This window comes from Nodularia chucula CCY0103, assembly GCF_963923915.1.
In the GTDB taxonomy this organism is placed as follows: Bacteria; Cyanobacteriota; Cyanobacteriia; order Cyanobacteriales; family Nostocaceae; genus Nodularia; species Nodularia chucula.
Genome location: NZ_CAWUOL010000104.1, coordinates 1 through 17,574, shown reverse-complemented (window position 1 = coordinate 17,574; position 17,574 = coordinate 1). Strand labels below are relative to the sequence as shown.

The 17,574-nt window shown below is 41.8% G+C and carries 15 protein-coding genes and 2 pseudogenes; 8 read left to right on the top strand and 9 right to left on the bottom strand.

Going from position 1 to position 17,574, the window contains the following annotated elements; all coding sequences use genetic code 11:
• The first annotated feature begins 58 nt into the window (after nt 1-58).
• The gene (locus ACM0OP_RS20855) at nt 59-1,537 is read left to right on the top strand and encodes an ABC transporter ATP-binding protein/permease (protein WP_414530340.1); all 1,479 of its coding nucleotides are present in this window, start codon (nt 59-61) and stop codon (nt 1,535-1,537) included.
• Nucleotides 1,538-1,562: 25 nt separating this feature from the next.
• Here the strand turns inward: ACM0OP_RS20855 and ACM0OP_RS20850 are convergent, their stop codons facing one another.
• Nucleotides 1,563-2,378, bottom strand: a complete 816-nt coding sequence (locus tag ACM0OP_RS20850; protein ID WP_414530339.1) for an Rpn family recombination-promoting nuclease/putative transposase — start codon at nt 2,376-2,378, stop codon at nt 1,563-1,565.
• 163 nt (nt 2,379-2,541) lie between these two features.
• Here ACM0OP_RS20850 and ACM0OP_RS20845 point away from each other — a divergent pair.
• Both ACM0OP_RS20845 and ACM0OP_RS20840 read left to right on the top strand, forming a co-directional pair.
• Nucleotides 2,542-3,414: pseudogene (locus tag ACM0OP_RS20845) on the top strand (phospholipid carrier-dependent glycosyltransferase); the annotation flags it as partial.
• A gap of 102 nt (nt 3,415-3,516) precedes the next feature.
• Nucleotides 3,517-4,179: pseudogene (locus tag ACM0OP_RS20840) on the top strand (dolichyl-phosphate-mannose--protein mannosyltransferase); the annotation flags it as partial.
• Between the two features lie 45 nt (nt 4,180-4,224).
• Here the strand turns inward: ACM0OP_RS20840 and ACM0OP_RS20835 are convergent.
• Nucleotides 4,225-4,713 carry a hypothetical protein gene (locus ACM0OP_RS20835; RefSeq protein WP_414530338.1) on the bottom strand — a complete coding sequence of 163 codons (489 nt, stop codon included), beginning with the start codon at nt 4,711-4,713 and terminating at the stop codon, nt 4,225-4,227.
• Nucleotides 4,714-4,877: 164 nt separating this feature from the next.
• Here ACM0OP_RS20835 and ACM0OP_RS20830 point away from each other — a divergent pair, with 164 nt between their 5' ends.
• Complete coding sequence (locus ACM0OP_RS20830) at nt 4,878-6,710, top strand: protein kinase domain-containing protein (protein ID WP_414530337.1); 1,833 nt, start codon at nt 4,878-4,880, stop codon at nt 6,708-6,710.
• Nucleotides 6,711-7,023: 313 nt separating this feature from the next.
• Here ACM0OP_RS20830 and ACM0OP_RS20825 read toward each other — a convergent pair whose 3' ends face one another.
• The 6 genes from ACM0OP_RS20825 to ACM0OP_RS20800 form a co-directional block, all read right to left on the bottom strand.
• Nucleotides 7,024-7,692, bottom strand: coding sequence for a heterocyst differentiation related protein (locus ACM0OP_RS20825; RefSeq protein WP_414530336.1), 669 nt, complete (start codon nt 7,690-7,692; stop codon nt 7,024-7,026).
• Between the two features lie 204 nt (nt 7,693-7,896).
• Entirely contained in the window at nt 7,897-8,715 is an 819-nt protein-coding gene (gene trpA, locus ACM0OP_RS20820; RefSeq protein WP_414530335.1) for a tryptophan synthase subunit alpha, read from the bottom strand.
• A gap of 69 nt (nt 8,716-8,784) precedes the next feature.
• Nucleotides 8,785-9,096: a DUF3007 family protein gene (locus tag ACM0OP_RS20815; RefSeq protein WP_414530334.1), complete on the bottom strand. Its 312-nt coding sequence runs from the start codon at nt 9,094-9,096 to the stop codon at nt 8,785-8,787.
• A 24-nt stretch (nt 9,097-9,120) separates the two neighbouring features.
• A complete protein-coding gene (gene ndhL / locus ACM0OP_RS20810; protein WP_414530333.1) occupies nt 9,121-9,333 on the bottom strand; it encodes an NAD(P)H-quinone oxidoreductase subunit L in 213 nt (70 codons plus the stop codon).
• Between the two features lie 832 nt (nt 9,334-10,165).
• Nucleotides 10,166-10,750, bottom strand: a complete 585-nt coding sequence (locus tag ACM0OP_RS20805; RefSeq protein WP_414530332.1) for a Uma2 family endonuclease — start codon at nt 10,748-10,750, stop codon at nt 10,166-10,168.
• Between the two features lie 177 nt (nt 10,751-10,927).
• Entirely contained in the window at nt 10,928-11,854 is a 927-nt protein-coding gene (locus ACM0OP_RS20800) for a lysylphosphatidylglycerol synthase domain-containing protein (protein WP_414530331.1), read from the bottom strand.
• Between the two features lie 485 nt (nt 11,855-12,339).
• Here ACM0OP_RS20800 and ACM0OP_RS20795 point away from each other — a divergent pair, with 485 nt between their 5' ends.
• On the top strand, nt 12,340-13,023 hold the full coding sequence (locus ACM0OP_RS20795; protein WP_414530341.1) for a hypothetical protein: 684 nt from the start codon (nt 12,340-12,342) through the stop codon (nt 13,021-13,023).
• 176 nt (nt 13,024-13,199) lie between these two features.
• Here ACM0OP_RS20795 and larC read toward each other — a convergent pair whose 3' ends face one another.
• Nucleotides 13,200-14,483 carry a nickel pincer cofactor biosynthesis protein LarC gene (gene larC, locus ACM0OP_RS20790; RefSeq protein ID WP_414530330.1) on the bottom strand — a complete coding sequence of 428 codons (1,284 nt, stop codon included), beginning with the start codon at nt 14,481-14,483 and terminating at the stop codon, nt 13,200-13,202.
• Between the two features lie 115 nt (nt 14,484-14,598).
• On the opposite strand from larC, the gene ACM0OP_RS20785 reads away from it, so the two are divergent.
• The 3 genes from ACM0OP_RS20785 to ACM0OP_RS20775 all read left to right on the top strand — a co-directional run bounded on the left by ACM0OP_RS20785 (nt 14,599) and on the right by ACM0OP_RS20775 (nt 17,528).
• Nucleotides 14,599-15,249, top strand: coding sequence for an L-threonylcarbamoyladenylate synthase (locus tag ACM0OP_RS20785; RefSeq protein WP_414530329.1), 651 nt, complete (start codon nt 14,599-14,601; stop codon nt 15,247-15,249).
• A gap of 366 nt (nt 15,250-15,615) precedes the next feature.
• Nucleotides 15,616-16,836, top strand: coding sequence for a HetZ-related protein (locus ACM0OP_RS20780; protein WP_414530328.1), 1,221 nt, complete (start codon nt 15,616-15,618; stop codon nt 16,834-16,836).
• Between the two features lie 218 nt (nt 16,837-17,054).
• Nucleotides 17,055-17,528, top strand: coding sequence for a PD-(D/E)XK nuclease superfamily protein (locus ACM0OP_RS20775; protein WP_414530327.1), 474 nt, complete (start codon nt 17,055-17,057; stop codon nt 17,526-17,528).
• The last annotated feature ends 46 nt before the right edge of the window (nt 17,529-17,574 follow it).

Genomic DNA, 17,574 nt, shown 5'->3' with positions numbered 1-17,574 from the left:
CTGGTTTGCTAATTGCTGCTACTGTACCTCATAACAGCCGGAAACGCTGTATACTGGGTTGTTAGTCATTGGTACTCCCATTGTAGTCATGTATGGCTATCTGCAAGACAAGTTAGGATTGCAATGGCGGGAATGGTTAACTAACCATTTTCTCGATAAATATTTTCAAAATCGGGCTTATTACCAGATTAACTTTAATCAAAAAATTGACAACCCCGACCAACGGATTGCTGAGGATATCAGGTCATTTACTCGCACTAGTTTATCTTTTACACTGCTGATTCTGACATCAGTGATTACTTTAATATCTTTCACCGGAGTTTTATTATCTATTTCCGTTTCTTTATCAGTAGCCCTAGTCGTTTATGCAATTTTCGGAACAGTAGTCACGGCTTGGATTGGTCAACGCTTAATCGGGATTAACTATAATCAACTTAAACGAGAAGCTGATTTTCGTTATGGACTAATTCATGTGCGAGATAATGCCGAATCTATTGCTTTTTATCAAGGAGAAACGGAAGAAATTCTTCAGCTAAAACAGCGTTTTATTCGCGCCATTAATAATTTTGAGTTGTTAATAAATTGGCAACGTAATTTAGGTTTTTTTACTACTAGTTATAACTATTTTGTTTCCGCACTCCCTTATTTAGTAATTGCACCGATTTACTTTGCAGGGGATACGGAATTTGGGACATTTACTCAAGCTGCGATCGCCTTTAGTCAAATTTTTAGCGCTTTATCTGTGGTAGTCGGTCAATTTGAAAATTTAACAGCTTTCGCCGCCGGGATTGAACGGATGGGGGACTTAGACGCAGTGCTAGAAACCGCAGACCAACAGCAGCCAGGAATGAGAACTATTGATGTCACAGAAGCTTCTGAGATTGAATTGCGTAGCGTCACCCTATTGACTCCGAACTACGAACGCACCTTGGTACGTGATTTACCATTCAGCTTACAGGCTGGTGAGGGTTTAGTAATTGTCGGGAATAGTGGTAGTGGTAAAAGTTCATTATTAAGAGCGATCGCCGGATTATGGAATGCAGGAACAGGTCAAATTCTCCGCCCCCCTTTATCAGAAATCATGTTTTTACCCCAACGTCCTTATATGGTATTGGGTTCATTGCGGAGTCAGTTACTTTACCCCAACCCTGATCATGATATCAGTGAAACCAAAATGCGCCATGTCTTAGCAGAGGTAAACTTAGCAGAATTACCAGAACGAGTTGGGGGTTTTGAAGTCGAATTAGACTGGGCTAATTTTCTGTCTTTAGGAGAACAACAGCGCTTGGCTTTTGCGCGACTGCTCCTGAATATGCCTAGCTACGTTATTCTAGATGAAGCTACCAGTGCGCTGGATTTAGCTAATGAAAAGAATCTCTATCAACAACTCAAAGCTAAAGGAACTACATTAATTAGTGTCGGACACCGCCCCAGTTTGTTGCAGTATCATGAGTATGTTTTAGAACTTGATGGTAGCTCTAATTGGCGGTTGTTACCGATGGACGAATACACTGTTAATTTGAATGCTTTTAGTTAACTTTTGAGCATCAGTGCAGAGACAGCTACGCTTGAGTATCAGCTTGTTGACGCTGTAACTCTTGCACTACTTCCACAGATAAACCAGTAATTCGAGCGATTGCTTCAATTACCATTCCTTCTGCTAGCAAGTTGATAGCTACTTCCTGTTTACCTTCTTGTCTACCTTCCTGTCTACCTTCTCGTATACCTTCCTGTCTACCTTCTTCCAAACCTTCGGTTTTAATCAATTGATAAATCACTGACTCGCGCATAATATCCTTCCTTAGTAAGCGTTGAATCACATCTTGTTTCAATACTAACCCAGCTAAAACTGCTGTGGATGCTGCCAGATTACTTTGCATTCTCCGATCACTAATATTGTTAATTTCATCAGCTACAGCTTGCAATGTATTGGTTTGATTATTCGTATTACTTAGCACCGCAAATGGCAGTAACCCCGGCGTTCTCAAAAATACTTCTGTCGGTTCTTCCCATAAGCGAATTACCGTAAATTCATGGTGTAAACCATCGATACTGAATGTATTTTTATACACCTCTTCAGATTTTGTTTCCGTTAAATAAATTACCACTTGACGCATTCGTTTTTGGGGAAAGCGTCGATACACCCGTAGGCGATAGTCCGCCATGCGAAAAGGAATAGACGGATCAGGCTGAGTCTGAAATTCCAGATGTAGAACCATTTCATCTGATTGCAGTAGTATTAACGCGTCAGCGCGAATCGGTTCTAAAGATAATTCTTTGGGACTTAACTCGGTTAATTCTACGGGTGTTCCCAATAGCCATGTAGCTAAGTCGGTTGAAAATGTTTCCGCGATGAACTTACAAATATTATCAAACATCAGAAAATTGTATCACTTGAAATACCAAAAAGGTAAGTAAGTTGGCGAGAGTCAACCTAACTATGTGAAAAAATGTCAAAATATTGTAATTGATCTCTTAGGAAGGGCTGTAGCCCTTAATTCAGGACTTTAGTCCTGACTACAAACCTTTAATTATTGACAAATGACTAAGAAATGGTTTCAAACTGGTTTATTATTTATCTTTATTCTATCATTGTGCTTACGCTTTTGGGGATTAGAACGATTTAACACACTAGTATTTGATGAAGTTTACTTTGCCCAATTTGGTAATAACTATCTCACCCAAACACCATTTTTTAATGCCCATCCGCCCCTGAGTCAATATATCATCGCCATTGGTATTTGGATTGGTAGTCACCTACCCTTTGGACAAGATACAGTAAATCAACTCACAGGTTCAGTGCGATCGCCTTGGAGTTATCGTTGGTTAAATGCCCTCACAGGCTCATTTATTCCTATAATCGTCGCCGCCATTGCCTATCAATTAAATCATCGCTATAGCTTTGCTTTACTAGCAGGTTTATTTACAGCTTGTGACGGATTATTCTTAGTGGAATCTCGTTATGCTTTAAATAATATTTATATTGTGATCTTCGGCTTACTAGGGCAATTATTTTTGTTATTAGCATTAAACAAACAGAAACAAAAGCGTACTATTTACTTAATCTTATCAGGTATTAACTTCGGCGCATCAGTTGCCACTAAATGGAATGGCTTATGGTTTTTATTCGGTGCATATTTAATTTGGCTATCAGTTTATATAATTCATACATTCCAATCTTTTCCCCATAGCCCAAACTTCCCAGAATCACCTAGAGAAATCATCAGATACACCAAAGATTTTCTGAGGATATGGCATCAAAAATGGGTTGATAAAAATAAATCATTTCCAGATAATTTAGTGCAGACACCACTAGCAAAGCTCACACAAATCAATATATTAGAAATACTATTATACTTAGGAATTATCCCCGCCATAGTTTATAGTATTATTTGGATTCCTCATCTCCAGCTATAGGAATCCGGTTTGAATTTTGAAAACATACTGAGATTAAAATCTTTATCCAACGAGGCGTTTATCTTAAAATCCGTTCAGAAATCAAATAGGAGTCCTATAGATAAAAGATATGGATTTATCGCAGTACACCAGAAAATTTTGAGTTTTCATCTCCAGATGGGTGGAAATAATCTTAATGTCCATCCTTACTGTGCAGCTTGGTATGAATGGCCGTTAATGAATAGACCAATTGCTTATTATTACCAAACTGTTGACAGTATTACTCAACCATTATCTGAATTACCGTCCCATTCCCATCCTGTCACATATAAAATTATCTATGATGTCCATGGAATGGGTAATCCTTTTTTGTGGTGGTTTGGTGTCGCCGCTATTTTGTTTTTAGCAGCAATGCTAGGATTACAAATCCTCATACCTTGGTTGCCACAAGAACATTTCATAGTCCCAAAAAACTTGACAATTGATACTGGGATTGCCCTATTTTTAGTATTAAATTATGCTGCCAACTTATTACCTTGGGTAAAAGTCACTAGATGCGTTTTTATGTATCACTATATGTGTGCTGTCGTATTTATATTTTTAGCGATCGCCTGGTTTACAGACCAGTGTCTCCATAGTTATTATCGTACAATCAGAGCAGTGGGAATCACCATAACATTCATAATTATTTCCGCCTTCATTTTTTGGATGCCCTTATATTTAGGTTTACCCCTATCACCAGAAGGTTTCCAAATCAGAATGTGGTTCAGCAGTTGGATTTAAACATCTTCTAGGGTGGTAAGATACCCACCCCCAGTAATATCCTGTTTACCCATCTGGTAAATTAGCAAACATCTCAGCCACTAAATCCCTAGTCTTATTCTCCAAACACTGCCAATCCACCTCACCAGCCTCATCAATTAAAGTAGTATCAATATTTGCACTGCCACTGACAGCAGAGTAATTTAAAAAACATACCTGATAACACATTTCCCACAAATCTATACTCACCTCATGCTGTTGACGTTGCAAAAGCAAATGATATCCTGGATGGGGCATTGGTAGATCAGCAAGAGTAGCGCGAATTTCATCCGCCTCTTCTAAACTTGCACTTTCCATTGCTTCCAACAACTGAGTTACCAAAGCCTTAATTTCATCAGTGGTGTTAGCTGGCCAAATCAGAACATCATGGTAACTTCCCTTCCAACCAGACGTATCAAGATGCTTACGAATATTATCGACAACACGAATAAACGCAGGTTGCATCAGAAGTTCAGCCTGTTGCCATGTGACTGGGTTAGTTATTCTCGGTGGCATTGGTAGTAAAAGGGAACACTAAATGACAAATCAACAGTCTAAATTAATAGAAAAGCTAATTTTTTAGTTTAAATCTTTATCCCAAGATAACGGATTTCATGCAACAAAATTTGGAGATACTTATTACCAGCAGAAAAAACAGGTAATAACTCTGAGGGGAAAATATGATCGGCAAGTTACTAGATAATCGTTACCAAATTATTCAAATCCTCGCTCAAGGGGGATTTGGTCAGACCTATATTGCCCAAGACACCAGGAGGCCAGGCCACCCAATCTGCGTCGTTAAGCACCTGAAACCTGCAACTGCCGACCCCAGAGTTTTTGACACAGCCAAGCGCCTATTTCACAGCGAAGCCGAAACCTTAGAAAAATTAGGTAATCATGACCAGATACCCAGGCTACTGGCTTACTTTGACGAAAACCAACAATTTTATTTAGTACAGGAATATATAGCCGGACATACCTTAGCTGAAGAACTTATACCCGGACAGCGTTGGGAAGAAAGCCAAGTCATAGAACTCTTGCGAGGAGTCCTAGAAATCCTCGAATTTGTTCACAGCCAAGGGGTGATTCACCGTGACATTAAGCCAGATAACATTATTCGGCGCGCTTCTGATCAAAAACTCGTTTTAGTAGATTTTGGCGCAGTCAAGCAGTTAAGACTACCAATGGTCAGTGTGGGAGCGCATCCTACAGCTACAGTTGCCATTGGAACTCCCGGTTATATGCCTACAGAACAAGGCCAAGGAAAACCCCGCCCCAATAGTGATATTTATTCCTTGGGCATGATTGCCATTGCCGCCCTTACCGGATTACCAGCAGTAGAATTACCAGAAGACCCCAATACTGGAGAACTCCTGTGGCAGCATTTAGCAGAGGTGAACTATCCCTTAGCAGCCATCCTCACCAAAATGGTGCATTATCACTTCAAAGACCGCTATCAAACTGCTACAGAAGCCCTAAAAGCTATAGGCACAGTTAACCCAGTATTTGCCATTGCCACATCAGCACCACCCTCTTACCATCATCATTACCAACCCACTAATTCTTTATCTCAATTATCCCCACAAAAAACCGTTGCAGTTGCCCCAGCCAATCCTGTAGTTACCAAAAAACCAATCCATCAAGAATTTCACAAACCCGACCCCTGGCCCTTCCTGATAGGGTTATTTTTAGCTAGTGGAGCTGCGGTTTTAGCTACAAATGTTTATCCCAATGTCAGAAATTTAGCAACTAACACCGCGAATAATCCCGCCCCTAACTGTTCGGCTGTGGTTGCAGGTAATTCTAATGTTCGTTCTGAACCTACTTCTATTAATTCTGATAATATTTTACAAACAATTGGTAATAATACTAGTTTTGATGTCACAGGCAAGCGCACACAAAGGGGTTGGGTAGAAGTTAAATTGAACTCTGGTCGTTTGGCTTGGGCGCACAGAGATGTAATTACTAATAATGAACAGTGGGTGACTTGTCTACGAGATCAAGGCATTGCTATTAATACGGTAGATGATAGCACTTTGATTACTGCCAGACCGATTCCTGTCCCGAAACCACAACCTGAGCCACCAGTTTTAGACACACCAGATCCATCACAGTCTAGTGATGATACTGACAAAATTATTGAAGAAGCTAAAGAAAAGTATGAATCAGGGGATTTACGCGCAGCAATCTCTCTATTGCGGTCTATTCCCGGTAATGCTTCTTCTGGCTTAAGAGAGACAGTAGAGATGATTAATCAGTGGCAAAAAGATTGGGCTAAGGCTGAGGAGGTCTTTAATGACATCAATCAAGCTATAGACGATGGTGAATGGGATAAAGTTTTAGATTATAAAAATCATTCCGAGAGATTGCCTGATACAAAATACTGGCGGAAAAAAGTACAATCTTTATTTCAAGAAGCAGATGCAAATCTGGAAAAACAAACAGAAAAACAGATATCACCTGAACTAAATTCTCAAGACCAGTCCCCGTCACCAGTTCCCGATGCTGATTGACGCTTCCCAGTCTAAAGAAAAGGGGATTCTGGGTTCAATGAGACCATATAAAGTCTTTGAAGTTAATAGTTGATTTATAGCAACCGCCAAGGACGTGAGGACGCACCAAGAGGCAGGGGAGCAGGGGAAAGAAGAAGGCAGAGGAGCAAGAGGCAGGGAGAAGGGGAGAGAAATGGCGGTTCCACAAATAAATTCGGGGCTTTTTACCAGATTGCTTTCTATGGAGGGGACAATAATTAGGAATTTGCAATACTGCACCCCAATACCCAATACCCAATACCCAGTCCCCAGTCCCCAGTCCCCAGCTATATCCTTAGTGCATATCATCATATTCTGGGGATTCAACTCGTCTGGCTTCCATGCGAGGCGAAGGTAAAAACTCTGCCCGACGTACAGGAGCTAAGGGGGGTGTGGAACCGTGGTAAGGATGCATAACTTGCACTGTGCGGGTGGGGCGCTGCCGTGGCGAAAATAAAGCCAACACACCAGCCACTACAACACCACCACCTATAGTGAGAGTTGCACCTCCTACTGCCCAAATTATCGGTGTAGACCACCAAGGCTCTTGAGTTTGAGGCTTCAATAGTTCGGGGACAATTTTTTGGCTATTTTGTTGGGCTAACTGCATTTGCTGGTTGTTCCAATTTTGAAATTGAAACTGGAGTTGTTGGTTTTGCGCTCTCAACTGCTCGTTATCGCTTTTTAAACGTTCCAACTGCATATTTAGCCGTTCCATTTCCACGCGCTGCTCAGGATTTGACTGAGAAGGGGGTTGACTGGGACTAGGATAATATGGATTCATTCCGTAGGGCGGATATACGGGGGGTGGCTGCATCATGGGCGGCGCAACATTCGTCGGCATCTGCCGAGCCGGAAAAGCAAAATTACTTTGCATAGCGCTAGTATCCGCACCTCTGAGCATGACAAGAGCCGCCAGCCCAGCTACGGCTACTCCGCCGATAAATGCCATACTCTCACTCATCGCCTTTGCTCCTCTGTCACTTGTGACTGACTCACTTTCACACTCATAATTATTCGCCTACTCAAATTCACATAACACTCAACTATAAGCGACCGGACTAGCTAGTTTTTTTACAGGCTACTGTGTGCTGTTAATATTCAAAACTATATTCGCTAAATTGTCCACCAGATCATGGTAAAAAAACAACATCTGAGCTTTTTTTTATCAAATATTTATGCTGATGTCATTGGTCTTAATAGCTGCTTTGAGACTTTGGCAAAATTCGGCGATCGCATTCAGCCCCTGTTCTGGTGTACCCTCTGCTAATCTTTTGACAAATGCACTACCGACAATTGCCGCATCCGCTCCCCATTCTCTCACTTGTCGCGCTTGTGCAGCTTCGGAAATTCCAAAACCGACACCCACAGGTTTATCTGTAATGCTACGAATTTGTTTGAGTAAATCTGATACTCGTGATTCCATTTGAGTTCGCATCCCAGTTACACCTGTGACACTGACTAAATAAATAAACCCTTGGGAAGAACGAGCGATGGCTGCTATCCGTTCCGCCGAACTAGTAGGAGCCACCAACAAAGTTAAATCGATACCAATTTCACTAGCTGGTTTTAGCAAGCCCCCTGCTTCCTCTAAAGGTAAATCGGGAACTACTAGTCCTGATACCCCAGCGGCCGCAATTTGTTCCAGAAACTTATCAATACCACGGTGCAAAATGGGATTGTAATAAGTAAACAGGATAATGGGCGATCGCAAACTAGGAGTAGTAGCCTGCAACATTTCCAACACAGGTTCTAACTTTGTCCCTCTTTGCAAAGCACGGGTAGTAGCCGCTTGAATCACTGGGCCATCAGCCAGAGGATCAGAGTAAGGAACACCCAGTTCAATAATATCGGCTCCATTTTGATCCAAAACCTGCAAAGCTGCTGCTGTTGTTGCTAAATCTGGATCTCCAGCAGTAATAAACGGAATCAGAGCGCATTCTCGATTTTTTCCCAAGGTGTCAAAGCAATTAGAAATCGCAGTCATGTTTCAAGAATTATCAGTGAGTGTTCAATGGTCAGTTAGCCAGCCAGAAATAACCAACCAATGATCACTTTACACTTGACTCTGTTCTTCTTGTGCGATTTCATCTTGAATTTTTGCTAGTTCTTCGGGAGTCAGTTCATCCAGCCGTTTTTGCAGAAAGGCTTTTTCATACTGTTCCCGTTGTTCATGGTAGGTCATTTTATTTCCCACCGCGCGGAATAGGTACGAAGCTAACCAGCCCACCAAGCCAGCAACTAGTAAAACTTGGCTCCAGATTCCAGCTTGTTCACCATCCAAACCTACTAGCTGTAATCCGACATATCCCAAACCACCAGCAATAAAAACACCAAACCCAATTCCGATAGCGTCAATACGTCGCATGAGAATTATGACCTACCAATCTCGTTAAACTTCAATTTGTCGCGGCCGAGGGCGCAGATTCACAAAAGGCGATAAAACCAACAACCCTGGCAAAAAGAAAAACACCATAAAATACATGATAGTCCGCTCAATGGAGCTAGCTACATACCAGCGCTGTTTCAGGTACAGCATCACAAAAATGGGGATGACTAACAGGTAAGCTCCAGCCAAAGCCAGATACAGCAAGGCTACAATCATAGATTTTTTCTCTTTAAGTGGACAATAGCATTCAGTGCATCTACTTTCCATCATAGGCTGAACCCCTCGGCTGAGGAAAGACTAATTGTTGGAAGTTGGGAGTGTGGGTGCAAGGGAGAAGAGGAAAGGTTGTTAAGCTGCTGTCCGTGTCAAGTAATTTCTAACTTCCCCCCCGCTCCCTTGCTTCTTATGGGGAGTTGAAAAATTTCCAGAAAAATATTTTTCTATTTTTGATATCTATGCTACAATCTGCAAGGCGGTAAAAAATTGAAACCATTCAATCCGAAAAACACTCCGGAATTGGAAAAAAAGTATTTCAATTTACTTGCATAAAAAAGCAACTACTGCTACATTAAGCAAGGGTTATTTGCAGCCCAAAAACACAGTGGCTCCCAGCAAATATGGGGGTGTGGCGGAATGGTAGACGCTACGGACTTAGAAAACTGAGCCTTGATAGAGAAATCTTTCAAGTGGAAGCTGTCAAATTCAGGGAAACCTAAATCTGTAAGCAGACAAGGCAATCCTGAGCCAAGCCGAACTAAGCCTGAGTTGTAAAACTCACAATTAGTCGGAAGGTGCAGAGACTCGACGGGAGCTACCCTAACGTTAAGCCGAGGGTAAAGAGAGAGTCCAATTCTCAAAGCCTCAAGTTATTAAAACTAGGCAGTAGCGAAAGCTGCGAGAGAATGAAAATCCGTTGACCGTAATAGGTCGTGTGGGTTCAAGTCCCTCCACCCCCACTAAAAAGTTAACATACAAGCCGACCTGCCTTGTGACTCTACCCATAAGTTTGCCTTAAAGGTAGTCCTATGGTTCGAGTAATACTTTTATTCTATTCTCCATTACCTGGATCGAGGGTCAAACCGCGATAAATTTGTTCAATGGGGAAGTTGAGGTTAATGCTTTTAAGTTCGATAGTGTCGCCTGCTTTGTAGTTGATAATCAACCACTCTTCTGCCTTGTTTTTGTGATACAAGTCAATTTCGATGCTAGTGGAACTGACTAGTAGGTAGTCGATTAAAGCCGGGTTTTGGCGGTACATTCTGAACTTGCCGCCTCTATCGTAGGCTTCGGTGCTGCTTGACAAAACCTCAACGATTAAGCAGGGGTAGGTAAAATAGTTGGCAGTATTTTTATCCTGTTCATTGCAAGTCACACTTGCATCTGGATAGGTATAGTTATTCGTCTCGACAATATTAACCTTGATATCAGAATTACCAGTTATACAACCACTATTCTCTACATGGGCATCAAACAGGGCAGTTAACCTGATGGCAATGCGACCATGATTTACACTACCACCGCCCATTCCATAGACTTCGCCGTTGATATATTCATGTTTTTCTAGCTGCTGTTCTTCCCAAGTAAAGTATTCTTTAGGGGTAAGCTGTGGGGTGTTATCTTTGGTCAAAATCATTGTTTGTTACCTCCTAAGTGTTTAGTTGTTGGCGATAGGTGTTGATTTGGTTGTTCGTTTGATTTTAATGTAACGCGGAAGTCCCCGCCCGCAAAGAAGTAGGGTGGGGTGTTTGAGGAGTCGTTAATTTTGGGATTCGGCAACCTTATGAGTAAAGTCACAGATAGGTTTAATTGTTTATACAGCTTTACCTATGCCTTGATCCAGGGAAGCTAGTGCTGCACCAGCAGTTTCAGCGATAATACTAATGAGACGATAGGAAGCGATCGCACTAATAATCATAGCCGAAGGAAAGCGGTGCTGCAAAAGCGCGATCGCAGTAGCTTCAAATACACCCAAACCCCCAGGCGCGCCCGGAACCACCAAACCTAGCAACCACGCAAAACTAAAAGCCCCTAGTAATAGAGGTAATTGGCTGACATTTAAGGGAGTGAGGGCAAAGACAGTTAAAATAAACCCAGTCCCCCGCAATATTAAAAAACCTAATTCCCCCAACAAAGGTAGTAGAGGATAACGTTTAACTTTAAAGGGAATACTAGGCTGAGTAGCCACAGCAGACCTTTTCACCTTTAATTTATAAACAAAGCAAATCCCTCGATTCAAAAACCGGGGATGAACCGCAGCAAGTACCACAGCCAAACTCAAAAATTGTAATATTTTTACAGATACAGTGCTATGAGCATCTGCAAATTGGCTCCCGCAGACAACAATCATAATTAAAGCCGCAGCCACCATCAGCAGAGGTTCTAGCAACACACTTAAAGTAGCAGCACCAGCAGGAATATTAGCATTTTTTGCCGCTACCATTCGCCCATAATAATGCCAGACATTCCCAGGTAAATACTTAGCCATATTAGTTTTTAGATAAACTTGAATAAATTCTCCAGATGGTACAGATTGATTTAATTCTTTGAGAATCCAAGTCCATATCCAACCACCCCAAATATGTGCTAGTAAAGTTACGCCTGTAGCTATGGATAAAATTGCCCATCCTACTGCATCAATTTGAATTGCTATCACTTCCGCCCAGTTATCTTTCAGGGCTTTCGCTAAAAAAAATAGGGTTACTCCTAAAATTAGCCAGCGTAAAATTTGGTTCTTCATTTGCAAAAATTAAACTATTTTCAACACTACAACCGGATTAATTACTGGGAAAAATCTCTCTCTAGTTAGATAAAAGTCTGATTTTAGTAGCAAGGATATTGTTACCTACGCTAGAGGCTAACTTGTTTTTTTATTCGTATTATTGGAATGGGTTATGAAATTTTTCGTGATGGGGTGAGAAGCATAAAAATATTAGGAGAGATGAACGTAGACAAGTCAGAATTACTATGTTTGCTAGGTGTCAGGTAAGCCAAAATTGTTTGATTATCGAAACTACTCAACCAAGCAAATCGAAGAAGCAACTTCTCCACCTGAGTTACAAAAAAATCCCCCCGTCGGTAAATAGAACCTGACTGTGATGGGCAGATTGGAGATCGAAAAATCATCCCAAATTCTCCCAAACAACTGCTAAATAGTGAGGCAATTAATCGCCTTCAAGAGCAGCATAAGTTTAACTTAATTACAAGCATTCCAGGAGTGAAATGATGAAAAGACTCATGAATTGGCTAAACAAGATCCGTCCTGTGAAAATTTTAACAGTCTGCTTGGCGGCAACATTCTTGTTGATGATACAGGCGTGTAATCCGGGAATCGCCCAACAGCCACCACAACCCAATGCTCAATCACCTAATATGGAAATGTACGATCCTACAAAAAGTTATCCACTGAATACCCCAGAGGGTGGAATGAATAACTTTAGCGATGTAGATCCTAGAGCTAGAGCAGATGAAAGAGCAGCAAATGCTAGAGCCGCAGAATTGGCGAAAAATGCCCGGAAAAATGTTGCACAGAAGGGTATCGATAGTTCAGAGCAATATATCCGCAATTATCAAGAAGGTACACCCTTGGATGAACGAGTCAAGCGCCTCGGTGAAAATATTGGCGGTTCTGCGGAAGAATTAAGTGAAGGTTTTACCAAGGGAACACAGCGTGGAGTGAAAAATCTCCAGGAAAATATTGGCGGTTCTGCGGAAGAATTACGTGAAGGTTTTACCAAGGGAACACAGCGCGGAGTGAAAAATCTCCAGGAAAATACTGGACGGGTGGCTAAAGACTTGAGTAAAAATGTGCAACGCGGTACTGAAGACGCTACAAAGAGTCTGCAACGCCAAGCTGAGGATGCAGCTGACGCGATGAAACGAACTGTGAGAGACATTGATTTAGATTAGTGGAAAGTATCGCTGGGGATTGGGGACTGGGGACTGGGGACTGGGTTAAGAGCCTTTTGGTGTCTCAGTTTTATTATCCGTTTATGTCCTAACCTCCTTTGCGGTTACGATAATTCCGATCTATTCTATAAACAAGCCACCCAAATAAATTTGGCATATCCGTTTCTATCCCCCGTTTACAAAATGGGGGCTTTAGAATACCAAGTTTGTAATGCTAATCGTTGAACTTCACGCCAGGGGATATTGTGGCGACGAGCTAATTCTGCACAATCTTCATATTCTGGTTGGACGTTGCTAATACCCTGATTTTCCTTGTCTCCTTGCCATGCTACTTTCACCCGGACTGTGCCATATTCAATTTGTACTGATTGAATTTCCCGTTGTAGGATAGAGCGCTGTTGGGTACTGCGGCGAATACCTAAAGTTGTGGTTTCGCGGAATAAAACTGCTTCACAGGCTAGTAAATTCTCTGGATGGCAGATGACAGTTAGTAAAATTCCAGGACGGGATTTTTTCATTCCTATGGGTTGGGTGAATACATCTACAGCACCAACGGTAAATAAGGCTTCAAAGATGTAGCCGAGGGCTTGGGGATTGAGATCGTCAATTTGGGTTTCCAGTACGGTAATGGTTTCTAAATTGGAATGGGGATCTTGATAATTATGAGTGCGATCGCCTCCGGCCGTGCGCGAAGCGCAATCGCCCAACCAGAGACGTAATATATTAGGAATAGGTAAATTGATAGTTCCTGCTCCCAGTCCCACCTGTTTAATGGTCATTGCTGGTGGTGAACCAAATTCTGTAGTTAAGGTAGTAGCGATCGCCGCCCCTGTTGGTGTTACGAGTTCTTTATTAATCCCATTACTAAACACTGGACAACCGCGCATTTCCCACAACTTCAATACTGCTGGTACTGGTACAGCCATCTCACCGTGAGCAGCGTGTACTGTTCCCCCACCTGTAGGCAAAGCTGAACAGTATAGTGCAGGTAATCCTTGATCATTACTATCAATACCTAACCAATCCAGCCCCAAGGACGTACCCACAATATCCACAATGGCATCTACAGCGCCCACTTCATGAAAATGCACCTTTTCTGGCGCAATGCCATGTACTGCCCCTTCTGCTACTGCTAACTGTCGAAATACTGCCAAACTCCAAGTTTCTGCCCGCGATCGCAAATCAGCTTTGAGGATCATGTTTTCGATTTCTGGGAGGTGGCGGCCATGATGGTGACTATGTTCGTGGTGGTGGTGATGAAGTAAATCCACATAAACTTTAGTTGCCTCTTGTCCATTACGTTGCACAAGTTCCGCTCTCAGCTTATACTCTGGAGAAATTCCCAATCTGTTCAGTTTTTCAGTTAAATATTCTATGGGAACACCCAAACTCACTAAAGCCCCTAGACACATATCACCAGAAATGCCTGTGGGACATTCAAGGTAAGCAACTTTAATCATAATATTAGGACTCCTATTTGATTTCTGTTAGCGTAGCCTGCGCTTTGCCCTTACAACTCCCTACTCCCTACTCCCAATCTATGCACAATTTCTCACCTCTTACTCAGAACTGGCTATGGCAAAAATTTTCTCTGTCCATCCTGATAATCCACAAACCCGCCGTATAGAGGAAATAAAGTCAGCGCTCTCCAGTGGCGCAGTTATGCTCTACCCTACAGACACAGTTTATGCTATCGGTTGCGATTTAAATGCCAAGTCGGCAGTGGAACGAGTGCGGCAAATTAAACAGTTAGCCAATGATAAACCATTAACATTTTTGTGTCCCTCCCTATCCAATGTGGCAACCTATGCCTTTGTCAGTGATACAGCTTATCGGATTATGAAGCGCTTGATTCCTGGTACTTACACCTTTTTACTCCCCGCTACTAAGTTAGTGCCGCGACTAGTACAAAGTCCCAAGCGCAAAACTACAGGGATTCGTGTACCTGATCATCCGGTATGCTTGGCATTACTAGCAGCCTTGGAAAATCCGATTATTTCCACTTCGGCACATCTGCCACCAGATGATGAACCAGTAAGGCTAGATTTAGAACCTAGACTGTCACGGGTGGAACTGTTTGACCGTTTGGATAATTTAGTAGATGTAATTATAGACACTGGTGAGGAAACAACTTATGAGGTGTCTACAATTTTAGATTTGACGGGAGATGAACCAATGATCACGAGGCGGGGTTTAGGTTGGGAAGCAGCAACAAATTGGGTATAAGAAACAAAGTGTACAGGTTTGTCGTTTAGTTTTAAAGAAACTTGCTCAAAAGGCTCCAGTTTTGAAATCGTCATACTTACAATCTCTGGCCGTGGGTAAAATAGGATGGCGATAAATATCGATATAACAAGTCTTTTCACCACTTTTCAGGGGTGGCACATATTCATGCGTCATTCTTAAGGTGGTTGCTCATACAAAAACCGACACATTAGTTTTCTTGTAACTTTTTAACTTACTTACAGTCTTATATATGAGCAGTGCTGGCAGTGGGTTTTGAGAATGCTAAATATTTCTCCAGCCAAGGCTGGTCTCATTTGCTGTATCTGCGTTGTAGTTACGGTGCAATACCATACTCAAAGAAAAGTCATGAAACCCAACCTTGCAAATCTACCAACTTCTCAATCTGCTTTTTTATGCAGTGTTTCGCCGACAGAATTGCTAGATGATGATCAAAATAGCTTGAGACAATTGCTATATCAAGAAATGCAAGCTCAAGTGAAGGCCAAATCTAAGTGTGTAGAAGCGGTATCACAGCGCATCGCTACAGAAGTTGAAAGAATATGTGACAAAAGCTCTCGCATCCAGAAATCTGGGGAAATCGAGTCATGGCAAGTTAATTTAGCTCGTCATCGCTTGCAAAAGTGCCTGCATTACTACAAACTAGGTTCTAGACGGGGAAGAGTGGAATTACATAGTACTTTAGGTGCTATGGTTTATCGTCATGTGACTATTGCTGGTTCCGAGTTGGGCTTTAATGCTCGTTACTGTTTGATTGAGGATTTTCTCCAAGCCTTTTACATTGAGGCTATTAAAGCTTTCCGCCGGGAAAACTTATTAGCTGAAGATTATCAGCCCCGGACTCAGTTACAGTTAGCAGAATACATTGCGTTTACAGAGCAATATGCTAAACGCCGGATTAATTTACCTGGTGGAAATAATCAGCAATTGATTATTCTGCGCGCCCAAGGTTTTGCCCGTCGTCAGCCCCAGGAAACGACTGTGGATATTGAAATGGCGGTGGAATCAGCCAGAAGTGAGGAAGCGGAGTCTTACCAGCGTAACTCGGCGGTGCAACAAATTAGATCCCAGATGGTTGCCCAAACTAATTTCGATCCTTCTGAGGAGTCGGAGCGCGATCGCGTGATTGCGGAATTGGTAAAATACTTGGAATCTCAAGGTCAATCTGACTGTGTGGACTACCTAACGCTGAAGTTACAAGACCTCTCAGCCCCGGAAATTGACCAAATTCTCGGTTTAACTAGTCGCCAGCGTGACTATCTGCAACAGCGTTTTAAATACCACGTGGAAAAATTCGCCAAAAATCACCAATGGCAATTAGTTCATCAATGGTTAGGTGCGGGTTTGGAGCAAAAGTTGGGTTTAACTTCTGAGCAATGGGAAACCTTTGTGGGTGTATTATCTCCTGAGCAACAAGAAATTTTGCAGCTAAAAATTAGCCGCCATAGTGATCAGGCGATCGCCAAAGCTATTAAATGCACACCCAAACAACTGCAAAAGCGCTGGACTCAAATGCTAGAAGTCGCATGGGATATCCGCAATGGTCATCATGATGTTCAAGCAAGTTAAGATTCAAATCAAGAACAGAGAAGTTGATGGCGTAACTTTTTAAATCTCTAAACTGACAATAAAAAAATTCTCTGTACTACTTGGCTTTTAAATAGTACAAAATTACTGTTTTCACTGGTTTGTTGTCTCTAAAATTAAAAACTTAATAACCTAGTATTTACTATTCCTTCCCAATAATCCTAAAATCAGGGAATATTGTGAAATAACTCCACATAAATATGACTCAAGGCGGAAAAGCAGTTACCTCGGGTAATGTCTTAGAAAACTCTGTAGAAGGTGCTTTGCTGGGACATAGATATGTCCAAGTTGGTGCTGATTTACCCAGAAAACAGCGTTTAACACATCTTTTAACCGCGAATCATGTACCCAAAAGATATGCAAGACAGGTTTACGTCGGCCTCGGAATTTACGGTAGCGACATATATGTAGATTTTTATATTATAGGTAATGCTGCCATTTCTGCGGGATTAATTATTGAATGCAAATGGCAGCAAACTAGTGGTTCAGTAGATGAAAAACTGCCCTATCTCAATTTGAATATTCAAAATTGCTATCCTACCCAAGCCTTGGTATTAATCGATGGTGGAGGGATGAAAACCCAAGCTATTTCATGGTTATCCACACAAGTTAAGCATAATCAAAACTTGTTTGCAGTGTATGACTTGAGAGAATTTATTATTTGGTCTAAGTAGGTGGGCGTGAAATAACCAAAATGTGTAACAATAAGTAAATACAGTA

Coding starts and splice junctions, on each gene's coding strand:
- ACM0OP_RS20850 (WP_414530339.1), bottom strand. CDS start 2,378: ATGTTTGATAATATTTGTAAGTTCATCGCGGAAACATTTTCAACCGAC.
- ACM0OP_RS20835 (WP_414530338.1), bottom strand. CDS start 4,713: ATGCCACCGAGAATAACTAACCCAGTCACATGGCAACAGGCTGAACTT.
- ACM0OP_RS20830 (WP_414530337.1), top strand. CDS start 4,878: ATGATCGGCAAGTTACTAGATAATCGTTACCAAATTATTCAAATCCTC.
- ACM0OP_RS20825 (WP_414530336.1), bottom strand. CDS start 7,692: ATGAGTGAGAGTATGGCATTTATCGGCGGAGTAGCCGTAGCTGGGCTG.
- trpA (WP_414530335.1), bottom strand. CDS start 8,715: ATGACTGCGATTTCTAATTGCTTTGACACCTTGGGAAAAAATCGAGAA.
- ACM0OP_RS20815 (WP_414530334.1), bottom strand. CDS start 9,096: ATGCGACGTATTGACGCTATCGGAATTGGGTTTGGTGTTTTTATTGCT.
- ndhL (WP_414530333.1), bottom strand. CDS start 9,333: ATGATTGTAGCCTTGCTGTATCTGGCTTTGGCTGGAGCTTACCTGTTA.
- ACM0OP_RS20805 (WP_414530332.1), bottom strand. CDS start 10,750: ATGATTTTGACCAAAGATAACACCCCACAGCTTACCCCTAAAGAATAC.
- ACM0OP_RS20800 (WP_414530331.1), bottom strand. CDS start 11,854: ATGAAGAACCAAATTTTACGCTGGCTAATTTTAGGAGTAACCCTATTT.
- ACM0OP_RS20795 (WP_414530341.1), top strand. CDS start 12,340: ATGAAAAGACTCATGAATTGGCTAAACAAGATCCGTCCTGTGAAAATT.
- larC (WP_414530330.1), bottom strand. CDS start 14,483: ATGATTAAAGTTGCTTACCTTGAATGTCCCACAGGCATTTCTGGTGAT.
- ACM0OP_RS20785 (WP_414530329.1), top strand. CDS start 14,599: ATGGCAAAAATTTTCTCTGTCCATCCTGATAATCCACAAACCCGCCGT.
- ACM0OP_RS20780 (WP_414530328.1), top strand. CDS start 15,616: ATGAAACCCAACCTTGCAAATCTACCAACTTCTCAATCTGCTTTTTTA.
- ACM0OP_RS20775 (WP_414530327.1), top strand. CDS start 17,055: ATGACTCAAGGCGGAAAAGCAGTTACCTCGGGTAATGTCTTAGAAAAC.